Below are 19,212 nucleotides of genomic sequence, written 5' to 3'. Positions count from 1 at the left end.
CGGTGAAGCCAGCAATCGACGCCAAAATGCCTGGACCAAAGCTTGCGTTTCCGACGCCTTTCACGAAATTTTGTGTCGTGGCACGCCCAAGTTTTTTGTGAATCGGTCTTGTGCGGCTGTCTGATTTCTGCCATAAAAAATTTAGGACAGTAGTGCTGTCTTATTTTGTCGCACAAAACAGGCCGGACTGGCGTATCATCGCTGCCATTCCGGCCATTGTCGCGAGCGGCGGGTAGACGGCCCGGCTCTGGCCTGTACGATACCGGATGCGAACCGGGCGTATAGCCGTTTGGTTCGGTGGATTTCGCGAGACGTGCAGCAACATGAAGGGGAAGCATCATGCTTCCCAAGGTAAACCAGCGTCCTGAGACAGTCGGGGCCAAGGTGGAGAACGGAGGATAGGACGATGACGGAACTGACGCCATCTGCGATCAACGGCCAGGCCGCGCAGACGAAAGCGGCAGCCGTTAAAAATACCGTCCTGACCAAAGGGCTGCGAACCGCCAACGGCATGACCGCGCAGGGCCTCTATGATCCGCGCAACGAGCACGACGCCTGCGGCGTCGGCTTCATCGCCAACATGAAGGGCGTGAAATCGCACGGGATCGTCGAGGACGGCCTGGCGATGCTGGAAAACCTCACCCATCGCGGCGCCGTCGGCGCCGATCCGCTGGTCGGCGACGGCGCCGGCGTGCTGGTGCAGATCCCGGACGCTTTCTTCCGCGAAGAAATGGCGGTCGTGGGAGTCGAACTGCCGCCGGCCGGCCAATATGGCGTCGGCCACTGGTTCATGCCGCAGGACGCGGCGCTGCGCGCCCATATCGAAGAGATCATCGCCGAATCGGCGCAGTCGGAAGGGCTGCCGCTCATCGGCTTCCGCGACGTGCCGGTCGACAATTCGTCGCTGTCGAAGGCGCCGGATATCGTGGCGTCCGAGCCGTTCCATCGGCAGGTGTTCATCGGCCGCACGGCCGACATCCCGGACGACGAGGAATATGAGGCGCGGCTTTACCTGCTGCGCAAGGTGATCTCGGGCCGCATCTATGCCGAGAACGACAACAAGGATGTCGGCGCCTATTGCGTGTCGCTGTCGGCGCGCACCATCGTCTACAAGGGCATGTTCCTGGCCTATCAGGTCGGCGCCTATTACAAGGACCTCAAGGATCCGCGCTTCGAAACGGCGCTGATCCTGGTTCACCAGCGCTTCTCGACCAACACCTTCCCGTCATGGAAGCTGGCGCATCCCTATCGCATGGTCGCGCATAACGGCGAGATCAACACCGTGCGCGGCAACAACAACTGGATGGCGGCGCGCCAGGCCTCGGTCGATTCCGAGCTGTTCGGCAACAACATCTCGAAGCTCTGGCCGATCTCCTATGAAGGCCAGTCGGACACGGCGTGCTTCGACAACGCGCTCGAGTTCCTGTTCCAGGGCGGTTACTCGCTCACCCACGCCATGATGATGCTGATCCCGGAAGCCTGGGCCGGCAACAAGCTCATGGACGCCGACCGCAAGGCTTTTTACGAGTACCATGCGGCGCTGATGGAGCCGTGGGATGGACCGGCGGCGGTGGTCTTTACCGACGGCCGCCAGATCGGCGCTACGCTCGACCGCAACGGCCTGCGCCCGGCGCGCTATATCGTCACCGACGACGACCGCGTCATCATGGCGTCGGAGGCCGGCGCGCTGCCGGTGCCGGAGGAAAAGATCGTGCAGAAGTGGCGGCTGCAGCCCGGCCGCATGCTGCTCATCGATCTCGCCAAGGGCCGCATCGTCTCCGACGAGGAGATCAAGTCGGAGATCGCGACCAGGCACCCCTACAAGACCTGGCTCGCCAACACGCAGCTGATCCTGGAAGATCTGAAGCCGGTCGAGCCGCGCGCGCTGCGCAAGGATGTCAGCCTGCTCGATCGCCAGCAGTCCTTCGGCTACACGCAGGAAGACACCAAGCTTCTGATGGCGCCGATGGCCACCACCGGCCAGGAAGCGGTGGGTTCGATGGGCACCGACACGCCGATCTCGGCGATGTCGGACAAGTCGAAGCTGCTCTACACCTATTTCAAGCAGAACTTCGCCCAGGTCACCAACCCGCCGATCGACCCGATCCGCGAGGAGCTAGTGATGAGCCTGGTGTCGTTCATCGGGCCGCGGCCGAACATCTTCGATCTCGTCGGCACGTCGCGCCGCAAGCGGCTCGAAGTGCGCCAGCCGATCCTGACCAATGGCGATCTGGAGAAGATCCGCTCGATCGGCCACACCGAGGACCGTTTCGACACCAAGACGATCGACATCACCTATGGCTCGAACGAGGGCGCCGCCGGCATGCAAGGCGCCATCGACCGGCTCTGCGAGCGCGCGGAGGCGGCGGTCGCCGGCGGCTACAACATCATCATCCTGTCCGACCGCCAGGTCGGCCCGGACCGCATCGCGATCCCATCGCTGCTGGCGACGGCGGCCGTGCACCATCACCTGATCCGCAAGGGCCTGCGCACCGCGGTCGGCCTCGTGGTGGAATCCGGCGAGCCGCGCGAGGTGCATCATTTCTGCTGCCTGGCAGGTTACGGCGCCGAGGCGATCAATCCCTATCTCGCCTTCGACACGCTGCTCGACATGCACAAGCGTGGCGAGCTGCCGGAAGAGGTCGACGAGTACGAGGTGGTCTCGCGCTACATCAAGTCGATCGGCAAGGGCATCCTCAAGGTGATGTCCAAGATGGGCATCTCGACCTACCAGTCCTATTGCGGCGCGCAGATCTTCGACGCTATCGGGCTGAAGTCAGACTTCGTCGAGAAGTATTTCACCGGCACAGCGACGCTGATCGAAGGCGTCGGCCTGGACGAGATCGCCACCGAGACGCTTAGCCGCCACAGCGATGCCTTCGGCAGCGATCCGGTGCTGCGCAACAGTCTCGAGGTCGGCGGCGAATACATGTTCCGCATGCGCGGCGAGGCGCATATGTGGTCGCCCGATGCCGTCGCCAGCCTGCAGCACGCCGTGCGGCAGGGTTCCTGGGACACGTTCAAGGACTATTCGGCGCAGATCGACAGCGCGACCGCTCGCGCCCAGACCATTCGCGGCCTGTTCAAGATCAGAACAGCGGAAGAGACCGGCCGCAAGAAGGTCGCGATCGAGGACGTCATGCCGGCGGCCGAGATCGTCAAGCGCTTCTCGACCGGGGCGATGTCGTTCGGCTCGATCTCCAGGGAAGCGCACACCACGCTGGCGCGTGCCATGAACGCCATCGGCGGCAAGTCGAACACCGGCGAGGGCGGCGAAGAGGCTGACCGCTATCTGCCGCTGCCCGGCGGCGGCAAGAATCCGGAACGCTCGGCGATCAAGCAGGTCGCGTCGGGCCGCTTCGGCGTCACGGCGGAATATCTGGTCAATTCCGACGTCATGCAGATCAAAGTGGCGCAGGGTGCCAAGCCCGGCGAGGGCGGCCAGCTGCCCGGACACAAGGTCGACGCGACCATCGCCAAGGTCAGGCACTCGACGCCCGGTGTCGGCCTGATCTCGCCGCCGCCGCATCACGACATCTATTCGATCGAGGATCTGGCGCAGCTGATCTACGATCTGAAGAACGTCAATCCGGCGGCCGATGTCTCGGTCAAGCTGGTGTCGGAGGTCGGCGTTGGCACGGTCGCGGCGGGCGTCGCCAAGGCGCGCGCCGACCACATCACCATCTCCGGTTATGACGGCGGTACCGGCGCTTCGCCGCTGACCTCGCTCAAGCATGCCGGCAGCCCGTGGGAAATGGGCCTTGCCGAAACGCATCAGACGCTGGTGCTCAACGGGTTGCGCTCGCGCGTCGCGCTGCAGGTCGATGGCGGCTTGCGCACCGGGCGCGACGTCATCATCGGCGCGCTGCTCGGCGCCGACGAGTTCGGCTTCTCGACCGCGCCGCTGATCGCGGCCGGCTGCATCATGATGCGCAAGTGCCACCTCAACACCTGCCCGGTCGGCGTGGCGACGCAGGACCCGGTGTTGCGCAAGCGCTTCAAGGGCACGCCCGAGCACGTCATCAACTTCTTCTTCTACGTGGCCGAAGAGGTGCGGGCGCTGCTTGCCGAGATGGGCTTCACCCATATCGACCAGATCATCGGCGACACCGATCTCCTGGAAAAGCGCGACGTCATCCAACACTGGAAGGCGCGCGGGCTCGATTTCTCGAAGATGTTCTTCAAGCCGCACGCGCCGCATGAGGCGCTGCACTGGACCGAGCGGCAGAAGCATCCGATTGACGACGTGCTCGACCGCAAGCTGATCGAGCTGGCGAAGCCGGCGCTGGACGCCAAGCAGCCGGTCACCATCGAGCTGCCGATCCGCAATGTCGACCGCTCTGTCGGCGCCATGCTGTCGGGTGAAGTCGCCAAGCGTTTCAAGCACAAGGGCCTGCGCGAGGACACGATCAAGGTGAAGCTGACCGGCACCGCCGGCCAGTCCTTCGCCGCCTTCCTGGCGCGCGGCGTCTCCTTCGAGCTGGTCGGCGCCGGCAACGACTATGTCGGCAAGGGCCTGTCGGGCGGCCGCATCGTCATCCGGCCGCCGCAAGAGGCCAAGATCGTCGCGGCGGACTCGATCATCGTCGGCAACACGGTGCTCTACGGCGCCACCGAAGGCGAGGCGTATTTCGCCGGCGTCGCCGGCGAGCGTTTCGCGGTGCGCAATTCCGGCGTGGCGGCCGTCGTCGAGGGCGTCGGCGACCACGGCTGCGAATACATGACCGGCGGCATCGTCGTCGTGCTCGGCAAGACCGGGCGCAACTTCGCGGCCGGCATGTCGGGCGGCGTCGCCTATGTGCTGGACGAGAAGGGCGATTTCGCCGAGCGCTGCAACATGGCGATGGTCGAGCTCGAGCCTGTCCCGGAAGAGGACGACCTGATGGAGAAGCTGCTCCATCACGGCGGCGACCTCGACCACAAGGGCCGCGTCGACGTCTCCGGCGACATGACCAGTCATGACGAGGAACGGCTCTATCAGCTGATCTCGAACCACGTGCATTTCACCGGTTCGGTGCGCGGTCGCGAGATTCTCGACAACTGGCAGAACTTCCGGCCGAAATTCCGGAAAATCATGCCGGTGGAGTATCGCCGCGCGCTGATCGAGATGGAACGCATGCGCATGAGCGTGGCGGCGGAATAGTTTCGGGCACGGCCGGAAAGATGACTTTCCGGCCGGCATCCTCACCAACAATCCTGACCTCGGAACGAAGGTTGCCATGGCAGCCTTATGGGGTTAACGGGTGCGCTGCAAAAGCGTGCCTTCGGACAGCAGGGACTGGACTATGGGCAAGGTAACAGGCTTTCTCGAGATCGACCGGCAGGTGCACAAGTACCAGCCGGCCTCCGACCGCATCCGGCATTTCCGTGAATTCACGCTGCCGATGTCGGACAAGGAAGTCGAGAAACAGGCCGCGCGCTGCATGGATTGCGGCATTCCGTTCTGCCATGGGCCGACCGGCTGCCCGATCCACAACCAGATCCCGGACTGGAACGACCTCGTCTACAATGGCGACTGGGACAGCGCGATCCGCAACCTGCACTCGACCAACAATTTCCCGGAGTTCACCGGCCGCATCTGCCCCGCGCCTTGCGAGGAAGCCTGCACGCTGAACCTCGAGGACATTCCGGTCGCCATCAAGACGGTCGAGCAGGCGATCGCGGATAAGGCCTATGAGACCGGCCACATCCGGCCCTATCCGCCGGAAAGGAAGACCGGCAAGCGCGTTGCCGTCATCGGCTCAGGCCCGGCCGGCATGGCAGCGGCGCAGCAGCTCGGCCGCGCCGGTCATGACGTGCATGTCTATGAGCGCGAAAGCCGCCCCGGCGGGCTGATGCGCTACGGCATACCGGACTTCAAGATCGAGAAGCACTATATCGACCGGCGCATCGAGCAGATGCAGGGCGAGGGGGTGACCTTCCATTGCGGCGTCAATGTCGGCGTCGACATCAAAGCGGCCGATCTGCTCGGGGAATTCGACGCCGTGCTCTATTGCGGCGGTTCGGAGACGCCGCGTCCGGCCGGCATTCCAGGCAGCGACCTCAGCGGCGTCTATGACGCGATGCCCTATCTGGTGCAGCAGAACCGTCGCGTCGGCGGCGAGCCGATCCAGTCGGTGGCCTGGCCCTCGCACCCGATCATTGCCGGTGGCCAGCATGTCGTGGTCGTCGGCGGCGGCGACACCGCGTCCGACTGCATCGGCACCGCCTTCCGCCAGGGCGCGGTGCGCGTGACGCAGCTCGACATCCGCCCGCAGCCGCCGGAGAAGGAAGACAAGCTTGCCGTCTGGCCCTACTGGGCGACGAAAATGCGCACGTCCTCTTCGCAGGCCGAGGGCGCCGAGCGCGAATTCCAGGTGGCGACGCTCGAGTTCATCGGCGAGGAAGGCCAGCTGACCGGTGTGCGCTGCTGCGAGGTCGACGACAAGCGCAAGCCGATCGCCGGCAGCGAGTTCGTCATCCGCGCCGATCTCGCCTTCATCGCCATCGGCTTCGCCGGTCCGGCGGGCGACAGCCTGATGAAGGAGCTCGACGGCAAGATCAAAGTCGTCACCGACAGCCGCCGCTCGAACAATGTCGAGGCCAACGATCGCGACTACAGGACCAGCGTCGACAAGCTCTATGCGGCGGGCGACGTGCGCCGCGGCCAGTCGCTAGTGGTGTGGGCCATCCGCGAGGGCCGCCAGGCGGCGCGCTCGATCGACGAGGCGCTGATGGGATCGACGGTGCTGCCGCGGTAAGGCTTCAAAGCACTCACTGACCCGTAAGCTTCTTGAAGCGCCTAACCGGCCAGCAGCTTTACCGCCCAGTAGAGGCCGATGGCCATCTGGATCGCGAACGCGGAAAATCGAGCCTTGACCGCGTTTGGACTTGTCGACGCCAGATGAATGGCCGACTGGATTAGCCGCGCGGCGATAAACCAGTATGCAAGGGGGTCGGTGATCCCCGTCCGCGAAGTCATCATGGCCACGCCCATGAGGCCACCGAATATCGGGAGTCCCTCAATGCAATTGGCGTGGGCTCGCGCAAGCCGCTGCAAAAAGGGCGAAAGACTTGCGTTATCCGGCGTGAAGCCATTTGCCGGGATGCGGCCGCTCACCACAAGATGGGTGCGCAGGATCTCCATCCATACAAGCAGGAGGAGGGTCCAAGTTACGAAGCCAAGCAAGGCATAGCCCGTCGCCGACATGTTCGCCCCCCTGTAATCCCAGCGGGATAGAACAATGCCATTGTTCGGCCTGGCGTGAAATCGCTTTCGCGCAGGACGATCAAAGGGTGATCTCATCCCGACGAATCCGATGGACGTCGATTAAGGGCTGGCGGGCGTGGAGTCCGACTCGACGGCTGCTGTCGCCGGCTGCGTCTTCGGCGGCCACGAAAAATCGTCGGCGCGGCCGGGCGAGGCGGCGGGCGCCTTGCCTTCGACGATCAGTTTTTCGCCTGGCAGGTTCGGATCGGCCCTGGCCGGCTGCGCGGCGCCGAGCAGCTCGGTGCCGCCGTCGAGCGCCGGGTCGCCGAGAAGCATCGGCGCGGTGCGGTCGACGATGACGGGCGCCGCGGCCGGCTTCGGCGCCTCAACCGGAGCTCCGGCCGGCGCCGACACGGTCGTGACGCTTCCCGGCGCCGCCAAGCCCAGGATCTTCGCCAGCGGCTTTTCCGTATAGAAGGCGAGCTTGCGCTTGCCGGCCTTTGTGACGTTGATGCCGTCATCGGAACGCAGGCGAACAGGCTGGCCGTTGATGTCCGGGCCGGAGGTGACGAAAGCGCCGTTCTCGTCGACGAAGCCGTCCCAGACGTCGACGAATTCGCCGCCATGCTTTTCGGCGACCGAATGGTAGATGTCGTTGAAGGCGAGCATGTCCGAGTTCATCTTCGACATACCGAAAGCCGGCATGCCGACCCACAGGAACGGCACCTTGGTGTCCTGGATGGCCTTGCCGAGCGCATCGGCGCGGCGCTCGTATTCCTTGGTCCAGTTCTCCGAGCGCGGCTGCTCGCGCACTTCGCCGACCCGCATCTGCTGGCGGTCATTGGAGCCCAGCATGACGATCACGGCCGACGGTTTCTCGGTTTCGATCAGCGATTTTATCTGGGCTGGCCAATTGTAGACATCGTCACGAACGAAACCGGACGAACCGTTGGCGCGGGTGACGATCCTGACGGCGGGATTGTCGGCAAAGGCGGTGTCCAGGCCCTCGGCCAGCCCGCCCGCCAGAAAATCGCCGACCACCAGCACGACATGGGCGTCGTTCGTCTTCTCGACGATCGGCGTTTCCGGCTCGGCCGGCGGGCGCGGCTTGGATTTCTTCTTCGGTTTCGGCCTTGATTTCTGGATTTCGAACGGTGGCTCGACGCGTTCGCTGCGGCGCGGGAACAGAAGGTCACGCAACGACCAGCCGCGGCTTTCCTCCTGCGCGAATGCCGGTGCGTGGAAGGCGCCGACGGCGGTGACGACGAGCACGGCCAGGGCGAGAAACAGGATCGGCGCCCGGCGAATGCCCTGCCTGATACGCGCAACCGAAACCAAACACCTCTCCATCCCTTGGCGCATGACCGGAAGACGTGGGAAAGTCATGCGCAAGCCGAAGCGCTACAGCATCCTTGCCGTCTTTGAGAGGATGCTGGCGCTTCCCCAGGCTTTACTGCTTGCGGAGCCATTTGAGCACTTCCAGGCTCGGATAGCCATCCTGGTTCAAGCCGACCTTGGCCTGGTAGGCCATGATGGCGGCTTTCGAGCCGTCGCCGATCTTGCCGTCGAACTTGCCGTCATAGTAGCCGTGATCTGAAAGCCGCTTCTGCAGTTCCTGCCGTTCCTCGAAGCTGAGCTTGGTGAAAGGCCGCTGCCAGTCCTGAACCAGGCCGGTGCCGCCGGCGATCTCGTCGGCCAGAAGGCCCACGGCCAGAGCGTATTTGTCGGCGTTGTTGTAGGCCTTGATGACAGAGAAATTCCTGATCATCAGGAAGGCGGGTCCACCTCGGCCGTCCGGCACTTTCAACGTCGCCTTGTCGGTCAGGTTCTTGAACGGCTTGCCGCTGGCCCTGACGACGCCGAGCGCCTGCCATTGGGCGATCGTCTTTGCGCCGCCGGGCAATTTGCCGGCTGGTATGGAGACCTCATAGCCCCAGGTCTTGCCGGCCTGCCAGCCGTTCTTCTTGAGCAGATTGGCGGAGGTCGCCAGCGCGTCGGGGATCGAACTCCAGATGTCGCGCTTGCCATTGCCGTCCATGTCGACCGCATAGCGCTGGTAGCTGGTCGGGATGAATTGCGTCTGGCCCATCGCGCCTGCCCAGGAGCCCATCAGATGGCTTTCGTCGATGTCGCCGGTCTGCAGGATCTTCAAGGCCGCGATCAGTTGGGTGCGGGCATATTTCGAGCGCTTCGGATCGCCATAGGCAAGCGTCGCCAGCGAGCGGACGACGTTGCGCATGATGTCGTCGCGCTTGAGCGTCTCGCCATAGTTCGATTCCATCGACCAGATGGCTAAAAGGATGTTGCGGTCGACACCGAACCGCGCCTCGATGCGATCGAGCCACGGCCTCCATTTCTTCGCCATCGCCTGGCCGTTGGCGACTGCCTGGTCGTGCACGCGGTTGTCGAAATAGTCCCAGGCGGGCGCGGTGAATTCCGGCTGGGTGCGGGCCTTTTCCAGCACGACCGGGTCGGGCTCGATGCCTCTCATGGACTGGTCGTAGACCGCGCCCGAAACGCCGCCCGCCACAGCGGTGGCGCGGAAACCCGAGACCCACTGCCGGAATCCGGCATCGGCGAAAGCGGGTCCGGCGGGCATCAGCAAGGCCAGCGTGAGGCCGGCGGCCGTCGCCAGTGCCGTCAGGCGCCTCGCGGTGTTGCGAACGGACATCATTTCCTCCTTCGTCAAATCAGGAAGATCATTCAACGCCGAACCGGGTTAGCATTTGGTTTACCATAGGTCCCGCGCGGAACGAAAAGAGGTGTCGCGGCTTTTAGTTCTCACGTTCACTGCTCGCCCTTAATCCAACATTCCGGCGTGAAAATGATTTCCGTCGGGAAATGTTTGGGGGATTGCGGAGCGTGCCGCCGAGCGGATAATTGGCTGAAACGCAGGGGGTGTCAGCATGAAGCGCGTTCGCAAGGCAGTTTTCCCGGTCGCCGGCCTCGGCACGCGGTTTCTTCCGGCCACCAAGGCCATCCCGAAGGAAATGCTCACCGTCGTCGACCGGCCGGTCATCCAATATGTGGTCGATGAGGCACGTGAGGCCGGCATCGAGCATTTCATCTTCGTGACCGGACGCAACAAGGCGGTCATCGAGGACCATTTCGACGTCCAGTTCGAGCTGTATGACACGCTTGCCCAGCGCGGCAAGGACGATCAGCTCGCCCGCCTGCAGCGGCTTCAGCCGGCGCCGGGACAGACGAGCTTCACGCGCCAGCAGGTGCCGATGGGCCTTGGCCACGCCGTCTGGTGCGCCCGCGAGCTGGTCGGCGAGGAGCCGTTCGCCTTGCTTTTGCCGGACATGATCATGCAGTCGGAAAAGAGCTGCACGAGGAGTATGGTCGAACTCTATGCCGAGACCGGCAACAATATCGTCGCCGTGCAGGAATGCGATCCGGCGGAAGCCCATAAATACGGCATCGTCGGCCGCGGCGAGGACGCGCATCACGGCTTCCGCATCACCGGCATGGTGGAGAAGCCGAAACAGGGGACCGCGCCCTCCAATCTTTACATCAACGGCCGCTACATCCTGCAGCCGGAAATCTTCGGCATCCTGGAGAGCCAGGAGCGTGGCGCCGGCAACGAGATTCAGCTGACCGACGCAATGCTGAAGCTGGAGAAAGAGCAGCCCTTCTACGGCTATCACTACAAGGGGCGCACGTTCGATTGCGGCTCGCCGGAAGGTTTCGTCGAGGCCAATGTCGCCTTCGCGCTCTGGCGTAGCGACATGAACGGAAGCATGGCCGGCGTTATTCGCACGCTGCTGGACGAGGTGCGGCCAGTAGAGCGGCGCGGCGCCGCGTCTTAGCCTATGCCGATATTCAGGTGAGGCCGGTCTGCGAACGGCAGTTTCCTGCGCTTCCGGTGCTCACGTACTTTGAGTACGCTCCGCTCCGGTTCTCGGAAGCCACCGTTCTCGACTCGGCTGACCTGAATCTCGGCATAGGCTTGGGCCGTTGCTGCTCTTCAGCGCTGGACCTTCAGGCCGAGATAGACGCTGTTGGTCGTATAGTCGCGGCCAGGCAGGTTGCTGGTCAGCTTCTCCGTCCTCACCCTGGTGGTGACCCCGGCATAGCGGTTCAACCACCAGGTCAGCCCGGCCTCGGCGCTCAGGATCAGATCATGGCCGTCGGAGCCGGTGTAATCGCGCCAGTCGAGGCCGAGCGCCGAGTTCGCCGTCAGATTGGCGCGGATCTGGCGCTCGCCGGTCAGACGGCCGGAGTAGAGGATATCGCCGCTCTCATTAGCCGTCGTGGTTGTTTCGACCCTGGTCTTGCCGGTCAGGCCTATAGTGGTGCCGCGCTCGGGCGACCATTTGAGGTCGGCATCGATGCTCGGACCCGCTACCGCCGGAAGGCGGTTGTCGTCGATCGCCTCGCGCAGCCAGCCGACGGAAAATTCGCCGGACAGCTTCTCGCCCATGTCGAGCTCGAGCCCGGCGCGCGCGCCAAGCCTGGTCGAGGATCGCTCGAAGCCGTCGGTGTCGACGCGCAGGTCATAGAGGCGCCGCCCGGCCTCGACTTCCGTGAACGGCGTCAGCGCCGGCGAAATCTCGTAACCGGTGCGCAAGGTTGCGGTGTAGAGCGTGGAGTCGCGATCCTTCTGCGAAACGGTGGTGCCGTCGGAGAGCTCGGCATCGCCGTAGAAATCATGCGAGACCGCGCCGGTCAGCGCGTAGCGCATCTTGCCGACACTCTTTTCGAGACCGAGGCTGCCGTCGACGGTCTGGCGCAGCGGCTGTTGGGTGACACCGGCGATCGCATCCGGCGAGGAGGCCGATTCCGGCGCGGCCTCGTAGCCCAGCTTGGCGATGGCGCGCAGCTCGTTGTCGAGGTCGACATTGAGCTGGCCCTCGATACGGCCCTGCGCGTCGTTGATCTTCTGGCCAGAGACGGTGTTGCGGAACTGGCCGTAGCCGGTAATCAAAGCCGAATTCTCGCGCCAGTCGGAGGTCGCGGTGAAGCGCAGCGCCGTCTCGGACAGAACCGCCGATTTGCCGGTGCTGCTGGAATCGGCGTTGGAGGTCGCGGTGAAGCCCTGCTCGAGCGTCGGCCGGAAGAGAAAGGTGCCGACCTTGACGCCCGGCGCGGCGAAGGGATCCTCCTCCGGTTTGACTTTCAGGCCTTCGATGGAGGCGGTGCGCTCCTGACCGGGGTCTAGCTTCTGCTTGTCGACGCTATCGATGGTGACGGCACGGCGGTTGCTGCCGTCTTCATCGCCGGTGGCGGTGGCGTCGGTCCGGTTGCCTGTGCCGACGGTCGCGGCGGTGGTCGTGCTGTCCGTCGCTTCGCCGGTTTTCTTCTTGGCCTTTTTCTTGTCGGCGGTCTTGGCGCCGGCCTTGGCGTCCTGAGCACGCTGCTTTGCCGTCGACGGTCGGCGGGGTTTTGCCGGAGCCTTCGTGACGGCCAATGGATCGTCCGTTGCCTGCGGCTGATCGAAGATGCTGTCCGTCGCGCCCGCCGTCTGATCATCATCGGGAACGGCGCCGGGGCTTGACGGTTGGTAGGTCGTCGATGCCGTGTCCTGGACGGCGGCGGCGGGCGGCGTCTGGCCCTGCGATCCCTGCGCCCGCCTGGCCTTGCGCTGCTGGTCGGCGAGTATGGCCGACTCGGAGACCTCGCCGCGCAGCTCGGTTTCCTGCGAGAATGCCGGCGCGGGACGCAGCAGGGCTAGCGCGCCTGCCGTCAGCAGCAGTGCTGCAACGGCAAGGCCGCTTCGGCCGATTTTCATTTCAGATTGGCCCCCGGACATCGTCACCACTGCTTGCGCGGCGCGGTTGCGCCATACTTACCGAACCGTAAATGCGGATGGTTAACGGAGGGTTGAGAGAGCCGCCTCTGGGCCCCCAATCGGAGGTTGAAGGCAATTCCGTTGGACAGGGGCGCGGCAAAGCGCTAATCGCTTGCGCCATGCATGCGGGGTCCCCAGAAAGAAAGCAGCCGGACAGGCAGGCCGCGATCGAATCGGCGCTGAGAACGGTGGCGACGGAGCAGACCGGCGTGGCGGCCCTGGCCGCCGCGCTCGCAAACGGGCTGACCGAGCCTTTTGCCGCCGCGATCGACCTGATCTCACGGATCGAGGGCCGCGTCATCGTCACCGGCGTCGGCAAGAGCGGCCATATCGGCGCCAAGATCGCCGCGACGCTTGCTTCGACCGGCACGCCAGCCTTTTTCGTCCATCCCGCCGAGGCCAATCACGGCGATCTCGGCATGATCGCCAAGGACGACGCCATCATCGCCATGTCGTGGTCGGGCGAAAGCAAGGAATTGATGGGCATCGTCGCCTATTCGAGGCGTTTTTCCATCCCGCTGATCGCCATTACTTCCGGCGAGAGCTCGGCGCTGGCGCGTGCGGCCGATGTGGTCTTGCTGCTGCCGGTCGTGCCCGAGGCTTGTCCGCACGGGCTGGCACCGACGACGTCGACGCTTCTCCAGCTCGTATTGGGCGACGCATTGGCTATCGCTCTGCTCGAAGCGCGGGGCTTCACGCCGGATCACTTCCGAACCTTGCACCCCGGCGGGCAGCTTGGCGCCAACCTGACCCTGGTGTCGGAGATCATGCGGACCGGCGATCAGGTGCCGCTCGCCCTGCTCGGCACCAAGATGCCGGAAGCGGTGATGACGCTGTCGCAGAAGAAAGTCGGGTGCGTCTGCATCGTCGATGCGAGCGGCAAACTGGTCGGGATCGTGACCGACGGCGACGTTGCACGCAATCTGCATCGCAATCTGGCCGACGTGACCGTCGACGAGGTCATGACCCGCACGCCCAAGACGATCGATCCGCAGACGCTGGCGGGCACGGCGATCGCCATGCTCAACGAGCACAATATCGGCGCGCTGGTCGTGACCAAAGACAAAATGCCGGTGGGCGTGGTTCACTTCCACGACCTGCTGCGCATTGGCGCAGCTTAGCCACGCCCTTTCCTGGAATTGCCTTAGTCTCAGCCCGTCCGATACCTGTCTCGGGTCAGGCCGCCTCGACCGTCAGCTCCAGGTCGGTGTCGGCGGCGCCGACAACGCGCACTTGCGTGCCGGCAGGGAGGTCAGGACCGGAAACGCGCCACAGCGTGTCGCCGAGCTTGATGCGGCCGCGGCCGTCCTTGATCGGCTCGGCCAGCGTCGCCAGCTTGCCCACCATCTGCGCGCCGCGGCGGTTGAGCAGCGGCTGGTCGGCATCGTCGTGGCGGCCGGCCATCAGTTTCTTGCCGACGAAAGCCGAGATCAGCGACAGGATCAGGAACGCCAGCACCTGCACCTGCCAGGTCCAGAAAGCGGCGTCCCATATCGCCAGCGACACGGCGCCGACGATGAGCGCGGCGATGCCGATCCACAGCATGAAGACGCCCGGCGCGACGATCTCCATCACCAGGAGCACGAAGCCCAGAACCATCCAGTTCCACGGGCCGAGTTCGGAAACGATACGGTCGAACATGGGAGCAGCCTCCTATGATCTCAGTTTTCGTTCGGCCGAACCAGCGGCGGGCGTGCGGCCTGCCGCTGCGCGCCGGCCGTACCTTCACTCCTGAAAACTTCCTTGGCGATCTCGCCGATGCCGCCGAGCGTTCCGATCAGCGACGAGGCTTCAAGCGGCATCAGCACGATCTTGCTGTTCGTGGCCGAACCGATCCTGGTCAACGCCTCGGTGTATTTCTGGGCGATGAAGTAGTTGAGCGCCTGGACGTCGCCCTTGGCGATGGCCTCCGACACGACCTGCGTCGCCTTGGCCTCCGCTTCGGCCGAGCGCTCGCGCGCCTCGGCGTCGCGGAAGGCTGCTTCCCTGCGGCCCTCAGCCTCGAGGATCTGCGACTGCTTGAGGCCTTCGGCGGCCAGGATCTGGGCGCGCTTGTTGCGCTCGGCCGTCATCTGGCGGCCCATAGATTCGATCAGATTGGCCGGCGGATTGATGTCCTTGATCTCGACGCGGGTGATCTTGATGCCCCACGGATGCGCCGCCTCGTCGACGACGCGCAACAGGCGCTCGTTGATGGCGTCGCGGTTGGACAGCAATTCGTCGAGGTCCATCGAACCCATGACGGTACGGATATTGGTCATGGTCAGGTTGAGAATGGCGTTCTGCAGCCCCGCCACCTGATAAGCGGCCTGCGCGGCATTGAGGATCTGGTAGAAGGCGATGCCGTCGACACCGACGATGGCGTTGTCGCGGGTGATGATCTCCTGCGTCGGCACGTCGAGCACCTGCTCCATCATATTCATCTTGGCGCCGACGCGCTCGAAGATGGGGTTGATGATGTTCAGGCCAGGCGTCAGCGTCTTGGTGTACCGGCCGAAGCGTTCCACCGTGTAATTATAACCTTGCGGCACCGTCTTGATGCCTTTGAAAAGAAGGATGATGACCAAGAAGACAAGAACAATGATGGCAATATCGAAACCGCTGAAGCCCATTTCGTTTCTCCCTCAAAAGGCGGCGACCTCACGGAATCACTTAAGTGTGTTTCCGCAGCGTTACAATCAGGTGATCGGGAATATTGGTTAGCGAAGGCTTTTGCGCACCGGTTTCGAGCTAAAAGCGCGTCGCGCTGAAAGGGGGTCGGTCGACGCGCTTTAAGTCTTTGTCTTGATGCATGTCGTTGTCCCAGAACCGCTGCACACTTCTGGGCGACATGCTTCAGCCGGTGAAACCGGTCACACCCAGCCGGAAAGCTCGCGCCGCGCCAGCGCTTCGATGACCGCCATGCCCTCGGCGCTGTCGTTGAGGCAGGGGATGTGCGCAAAATTCTCGCCGCCGGCGTGATGGAAGGTTTCAGCCGCCTCGCGGCCGATCTCGTCCAGCGTCTCGATGCAGTCGACGGAGAAACCGGGATTGACGATGGCGATCGATTTCACGCCATTCTTGGCCAGTTTCTCGACGGTGACATCGGTGTAAGGCTGCAGCCATTCCTGCGCGCCGAAACGCGACTGGAAGGTGGTGATGAGCTTGTTCTCGCCCCAGCCGAGCCTTGCCCGCAGCAGCCGCGTGGTCTCCAGGCAATGCATCCCGTAGGGATCGCCCTTGTCGGAATAGGGCTTGGGGATGCCGTGATAGGAGGCGATCACCACCTCCGGCACGAAATCGAGGGTCGCCAGGTGCTGCTCGATCGAACGCGCAAGCGCGTCGATATAGACCGGTTCGTCATAATAGGGCGGCACGCTGCGGATCGCCGGCGCGCGCCTGATCTTCATCAACGCGCGAAACAGCTGGTCGTTCGCGGTCGCCGTCGTCGTCGCCGAATATTGCGGATAGAGCGGAAAGGTGAGGATGCGGTCGCAGCCCTGGTCGACCAGCTTCTGAGTGACGCTTGCCGTCGAGGGATTGCCGTAACGCATCGCCCAGTCGACCACCACATCGGGCAGGTCGGTAAGTGCGGCGGCCAACTTCTGACCTTGAGCGCGGGTGAAAGTGCGCAGCGGCGACTCGTTCATCTCCCGGTTCCAGATACGGGCGTAGTTGGCACCGGATTTTTTCGGCCGGGTCGTCAGCACCAGTCCATACAGGATCGGATACCAGATCGCCTTGTTGAGCTCGATGACGCGCGGATCGGAGAGGAATTCGCGCAGGTAGCGCCACATCGGCCTGAAGTCTGTGCCGTCGGGCGTGCCGAGGTTGACCAGCATGATGCCGATCTTGCCCGGCCTGACCGGCGCGGCATGCGCCGGCGGCAGGCCGACGGCCTTTGCGGCTTTGGCATCGGTGGGGTTGGCAACGGTCATCAACAGTCTCCGGTAGCGCCGCGGAACCTAGCGATGCCCTGCCGGTTTTCAATGCTGCGTCTGGCCGCACCTTATCGCGTCAGGACCTCAAAAAGGAACACCCGCCCGGTTGCCCGAGCGGGTGCCATGCTTTCCGGATGACCGGTTACTTCGCGGCCGGCGGGATGGTCAGCGTCGCGCCGAGCGGCAGGCGGCGCGGCTTATAATCCTTGTTTGCTTCGGAGATGAGCTTCCACTTGGTTGCGTCGCCGTAGGCTTTCTTGGCCAGGTCCCAATAGGTATCGCCGGCGGCGATGGTGTGGCTGGTCTCGGCCGGTTTCGCTTCGGCCTGCGTTGCCTGCGCCGGTTTGGCCGGCTCGGCTGCGGGAGGAGGCGTTGCCGGGGCGGTCTCGGCGGGCTTTGCCGGTTCCGCGGCCGGCGCCGCGGGCGCGCTCTCTGCCGGCTTCGCGGTCTCGGTGGGCGCGGCCGGAGCGGTTTCAGTAGAAACCGCCGGCGGCGTGCCAGCTATGTCGCTGGAACTGGAAGGCGGAGCCGGCATGGCGGGCTCGCCGCTTGCCGGCGACGTCTCGGCTGGTTTTGCTGCCCCGTTCGCAGGTGCCTGGGTGGCGGGGGCCGTCTCGGCAGGCTTCGCCGGTTCCGCAGGCTTGGCCGGCTCGGCCGCCGCCGTCGTTGCCGCAATCTCGGTGATGCGGCCGTCGAGCTTGGGCGTGTAGGGACGGTGGGCGCCGAGGTAGTCGGCCACCACTTGCTCCAGGCCGGGGCCGTAGTCATAGGCGTCGGTCGCCTTGTCGGCGAAAACCTTGTAGCCGTCGCCGCCCTGGCGGACGTAGTTGTTGGTGGCGACGAGGTACTGCTTGTCCGGGCTGATCGGCGTCCAGGCGCCGTTCTCCATCACCTCGACCGATTTGACGCGGCCGGCATTGGGCGCGACGGATCTGTCGAAGGAATATTTGATGCCGGCAACCTGCGGGAAGCGGCCGGCGCCGTCCTCGATCTGGCTGAGGCCGTTTTCAAGGCCCGCAACCAGGTCCTTGCCCGAGATCTTGAAAGTGGCCAGCGTGTTCTGGAACGGCAGCACGGTCAGCACCTCGCCCATAGTCACCGTGCCCTGGTCGATCGAGGCGCGCAGGCCGCCGCCATTCGAGATGACGATTTCGACGCCCTGGCCCTTGGTGCGCTCGAGAATGGCGTCGGAGACGAGATTGCCCATCTCGCATTCGCGCGCGCGGCAATTCTCGCGGCTGCCGTCGATGGCCTTGGTGGTCTCGGCCACCTCCTTGTTCTTCAGCGCCTCGATCGGTGCGCCGAGCTCCTTGATGCGGGCAAGAACGGCGGGATCGGGGGTGATCGACTTGTCGAGATAGATCGGCGCGCCGCTCGCCTCCTTGACGACGCCGTTGTCGTCGAACACGACCTTGAACTCGCCGAGATATTTCGAATAGGACGCCGCCTGCACCACCGGCACCTTGTAACCGTCGGGGTTGTCGACCATCGTCGGGTACGGTCCCTCGGCCTTCGGATCGGTGTTCGACAGAAGGGTGTGGCTGTGGCCGCCGACCACCACGTCGACACCCGGGATTTTCGCTATGACTTCGCGCTCGCGCCTGTAGCCGATATGGGTGACCGCGATGATCTTGTTGATGCCTTGTGCCTTGAGCTTCTCGACCTCGGCCGTGACAGACTTGACATCGTCGGCGATGGCGATGTTCGGGCCGGGCGAGGCGAGTTCCGGCGTGTCGTTGGTGACGGCGCCGACGATGCCGATCTTCTGGCCACCGACCTCGACGACGATCGAAGGCTTGATCTTGTCCTTGGCGCCGGACTTGTCGTTGGGCACGACATTGGCGCTGACGATCGGGAATTTCGCCTTGTCGAGATAGGGAACCAGCGCGGTCTCGCCGTCGTCGAACTCGTGGTTGCCGAGCGTTACCGCGTCGGGCTTGATCTGATTGAGGAATTCCTCTTCCGCCGCACCCTTGTAGGTGATGTAGAACAGCGATCCCTGGAAGCTGTCGCCGGCATTGAGCAGCAGCAGGTTCTGGCCTTCGAGCTTCTTGCGCTCCTGAGCGATCGCCGTGATCAGCCGGCCGGCGCCGCCGATGCATTCGCCCTTGGTCTCTTCATCGGCGGAGCAGGTCGACTCGTATTTGTTGTTGCCTTCGATGCGGCTGTGCCAATCGTTGAAATGCAGGATGTTCAGCGTGTAGTCGGCAAAAGACGCGCCTGCCGACAGGCCGAGCGCCGAGGCCGACAGGGCTAGGATCGCGGCAATCTTCTTCATCTTCGTCTCCCGGATAAGCTGACTTGGAATA

Annotated in this window: 12 protein-coding genes; 4 read left to right on the top strand and 8 right to left on the bottom strand. The window is 64.1% G+C overall.

The features are described from left to right. Positions 1-406: 406 nt before the first annotated feature. Entirely contained in the window at positions 407-5,143 is a 4,737-nt protein-coding gene (gene gltB, locus FJ423_RS12755; protein ID WP_140842149.1) for a glutamate synthase large subunit, read from the top strand. 142 nt (positions 5,144-5,285) lie between these two features. Then, on the top strand, positions 5,286-6,740 hold the full coding sequence (locus FJ423_RS12750) for a glutamate synthase subunit beta (RefSeq protein ID WP_140842147.1): 1,455 nt from the start codon (positions 5,286-5,288) through the stop codon (positions 6,738-6,740). Positions 6,741-6,781: 41 nt separating this feature from the next. Here the strand turns inward: FJ423_RS12750 and FJ423_RS12745 are convergent, their stop codons facing one another. From FJ423_RS12745 to FJ423_RS12735, 3 genes are all read right to left on the bottom strand, one after another. Next, complete coding sequence (locus FJ423_RS12745) at positions 6,782-7,189, bottom strand: MAPEG family protein (RefSeq protein WP_140842146.1); 408 nt, start codon at positions 7,187-7,189, stop codon at positions 6,782-6,784. Between the two features lie 120 nt (positions 7,190-7,309). Next, positions 7,310-8,527, bottom strand: a complete 1,218-nt coding sequence (locus FJ423_RS12740; RefSeq protein WP_140842144.1) for a DUF459 domain-containing protein — start codon at positions 8,525-8,527, stop codon at positions 7,310-7,312. A 112-nt stretch (positions 8,528-8,639) separates the two neighbouring features. After that, positions 8,640-9,860: a lytic murein transglycosylase gene (locus FJ423_RS12735; protein WP_140842142.1), complete on the bottom strand. Its 1,221-nt coding sequence runs from the start codon at positions 9,858-9,860 to the stop codon at positions 8,640-8,642. 235 nt (positions 9,861-10,095) lie between these two features. Here FJ423_RS12735 and galU point away from each other — a divergent pair, with 235 nt between their 5' ends. After that, entirely contained in the window at positions 10,096-11,001 is a 906-nt protein-coding gene (gene galU / locus FJ423_RS12730) for a UTP--glucose-1-phosphate uridylyltransferase GalU (RefSeq protein WP_140842140.1), read from the top strand. A 158-nt stretch (positions 11,002-11,159) separates the two neighbouring features. Here galU and FJ423_RS12725 read toward each other — a convergent pair whose 3' ends face one another. Beyond that, entirely contained in the window at positions 11,160-12,923 is a 1,764-nt protein-coding gene (locus tag FJ423_RS12725) for an outer membrane beta-barrel protein (RefSeq protein ID WP_246680153.1), read from the bottom strand. Between the two features lie 179 nt (positions 12,924-13,102). Here FJ423_RS12725 and FJ423_RS12720 point away from each other — a divergent pair, with 179 nt between their 5' ends. Continuing rightward, on the top strand, positions 13,103-14,104 hold the full coding sequence (locus FJ423_RS12720; protein WP_140842136.1) for a KpsF/GutQ family sugar-phosphate isomerase: 1,002 nt from the start codon (positions 13,103-13,105) through the stop codon (positions 14,102-14,104). Positions 14,105-14,159: 55 nt separating this feature from the next. Here FJ423_RS12720 and FJ423_RS12715 read toward each other — a convergent pair whose 3' ends face one another. The 4 genes from FJ423_RS12715 to FJ423_RS12700 all read right to left on the bottom strand — a co-directional run bounded on the left by FJ423_RS12715 (position 14,160) and on the right by FJ423_RS12700 (position 19,181). Further along, positions 14,160-14,624: an NfeD family protein gene (locus FJ423_RS12715; RefSeq protein WP_095766329.1), complete on the bottom strand. Its 465-nt coding sequence runs from the start codon at positions 14,622-14,624 to the stop codon at positions 14,160-14,162. Between the two features lie 20 nt (positions 14,625-14,644). Next, on the bottom strand, positions 14,645-15,595 hold the full coding sequence (locus tag FJ423_RS12710) for an SPFH domain-containing protein (protein ID WP_140541853.1): 951 nt from the start codon (positions 15,593-15,595) through the stop codon (positions 14,645-14,647). 240 nt (positions 15,596-15,835) lie between these two features. Beyond that, entirely contained in the window at positions 15,836-16,900 is a 1,065-nt protein-coding gene (gene hemH, locus FJ423_RS12705; protein ID WP_140842134.1) for a ferrochelatase, read from the bottom strand. A 145-nt stretch (positions 16,901-17,045) separates the two neighbouring features. Next, on the bottom strand, positions 17,046-19,181 hold the full coding sequence (locus FJ423_RS12700) for a bifunctional metallophosphatase/5'-nucleotidase (RefSeq protein WP_140842132.1): 2,136 nt from the start codon (positions 19,179-19,181) through the stop codon (positions 17,046-17,048). Positions 19,182-19,212 lie beyond the last annotated feature (31 nt).

This window comes from Mesorhizobium sp. B2-8-9 (assembly GCF_006439475.1).
Classification (GTDB): Bacteria; Pseudomonadota; Alphaproteobacteria; order Rhizobiales; family Rhizobiaceae; genus Mesorhizobium.
The sequence above is the reverse complement of the archived record's forward strand: the minus strand, read 5'-3'. Positions and strand labels throughout refer to the sequence as shown.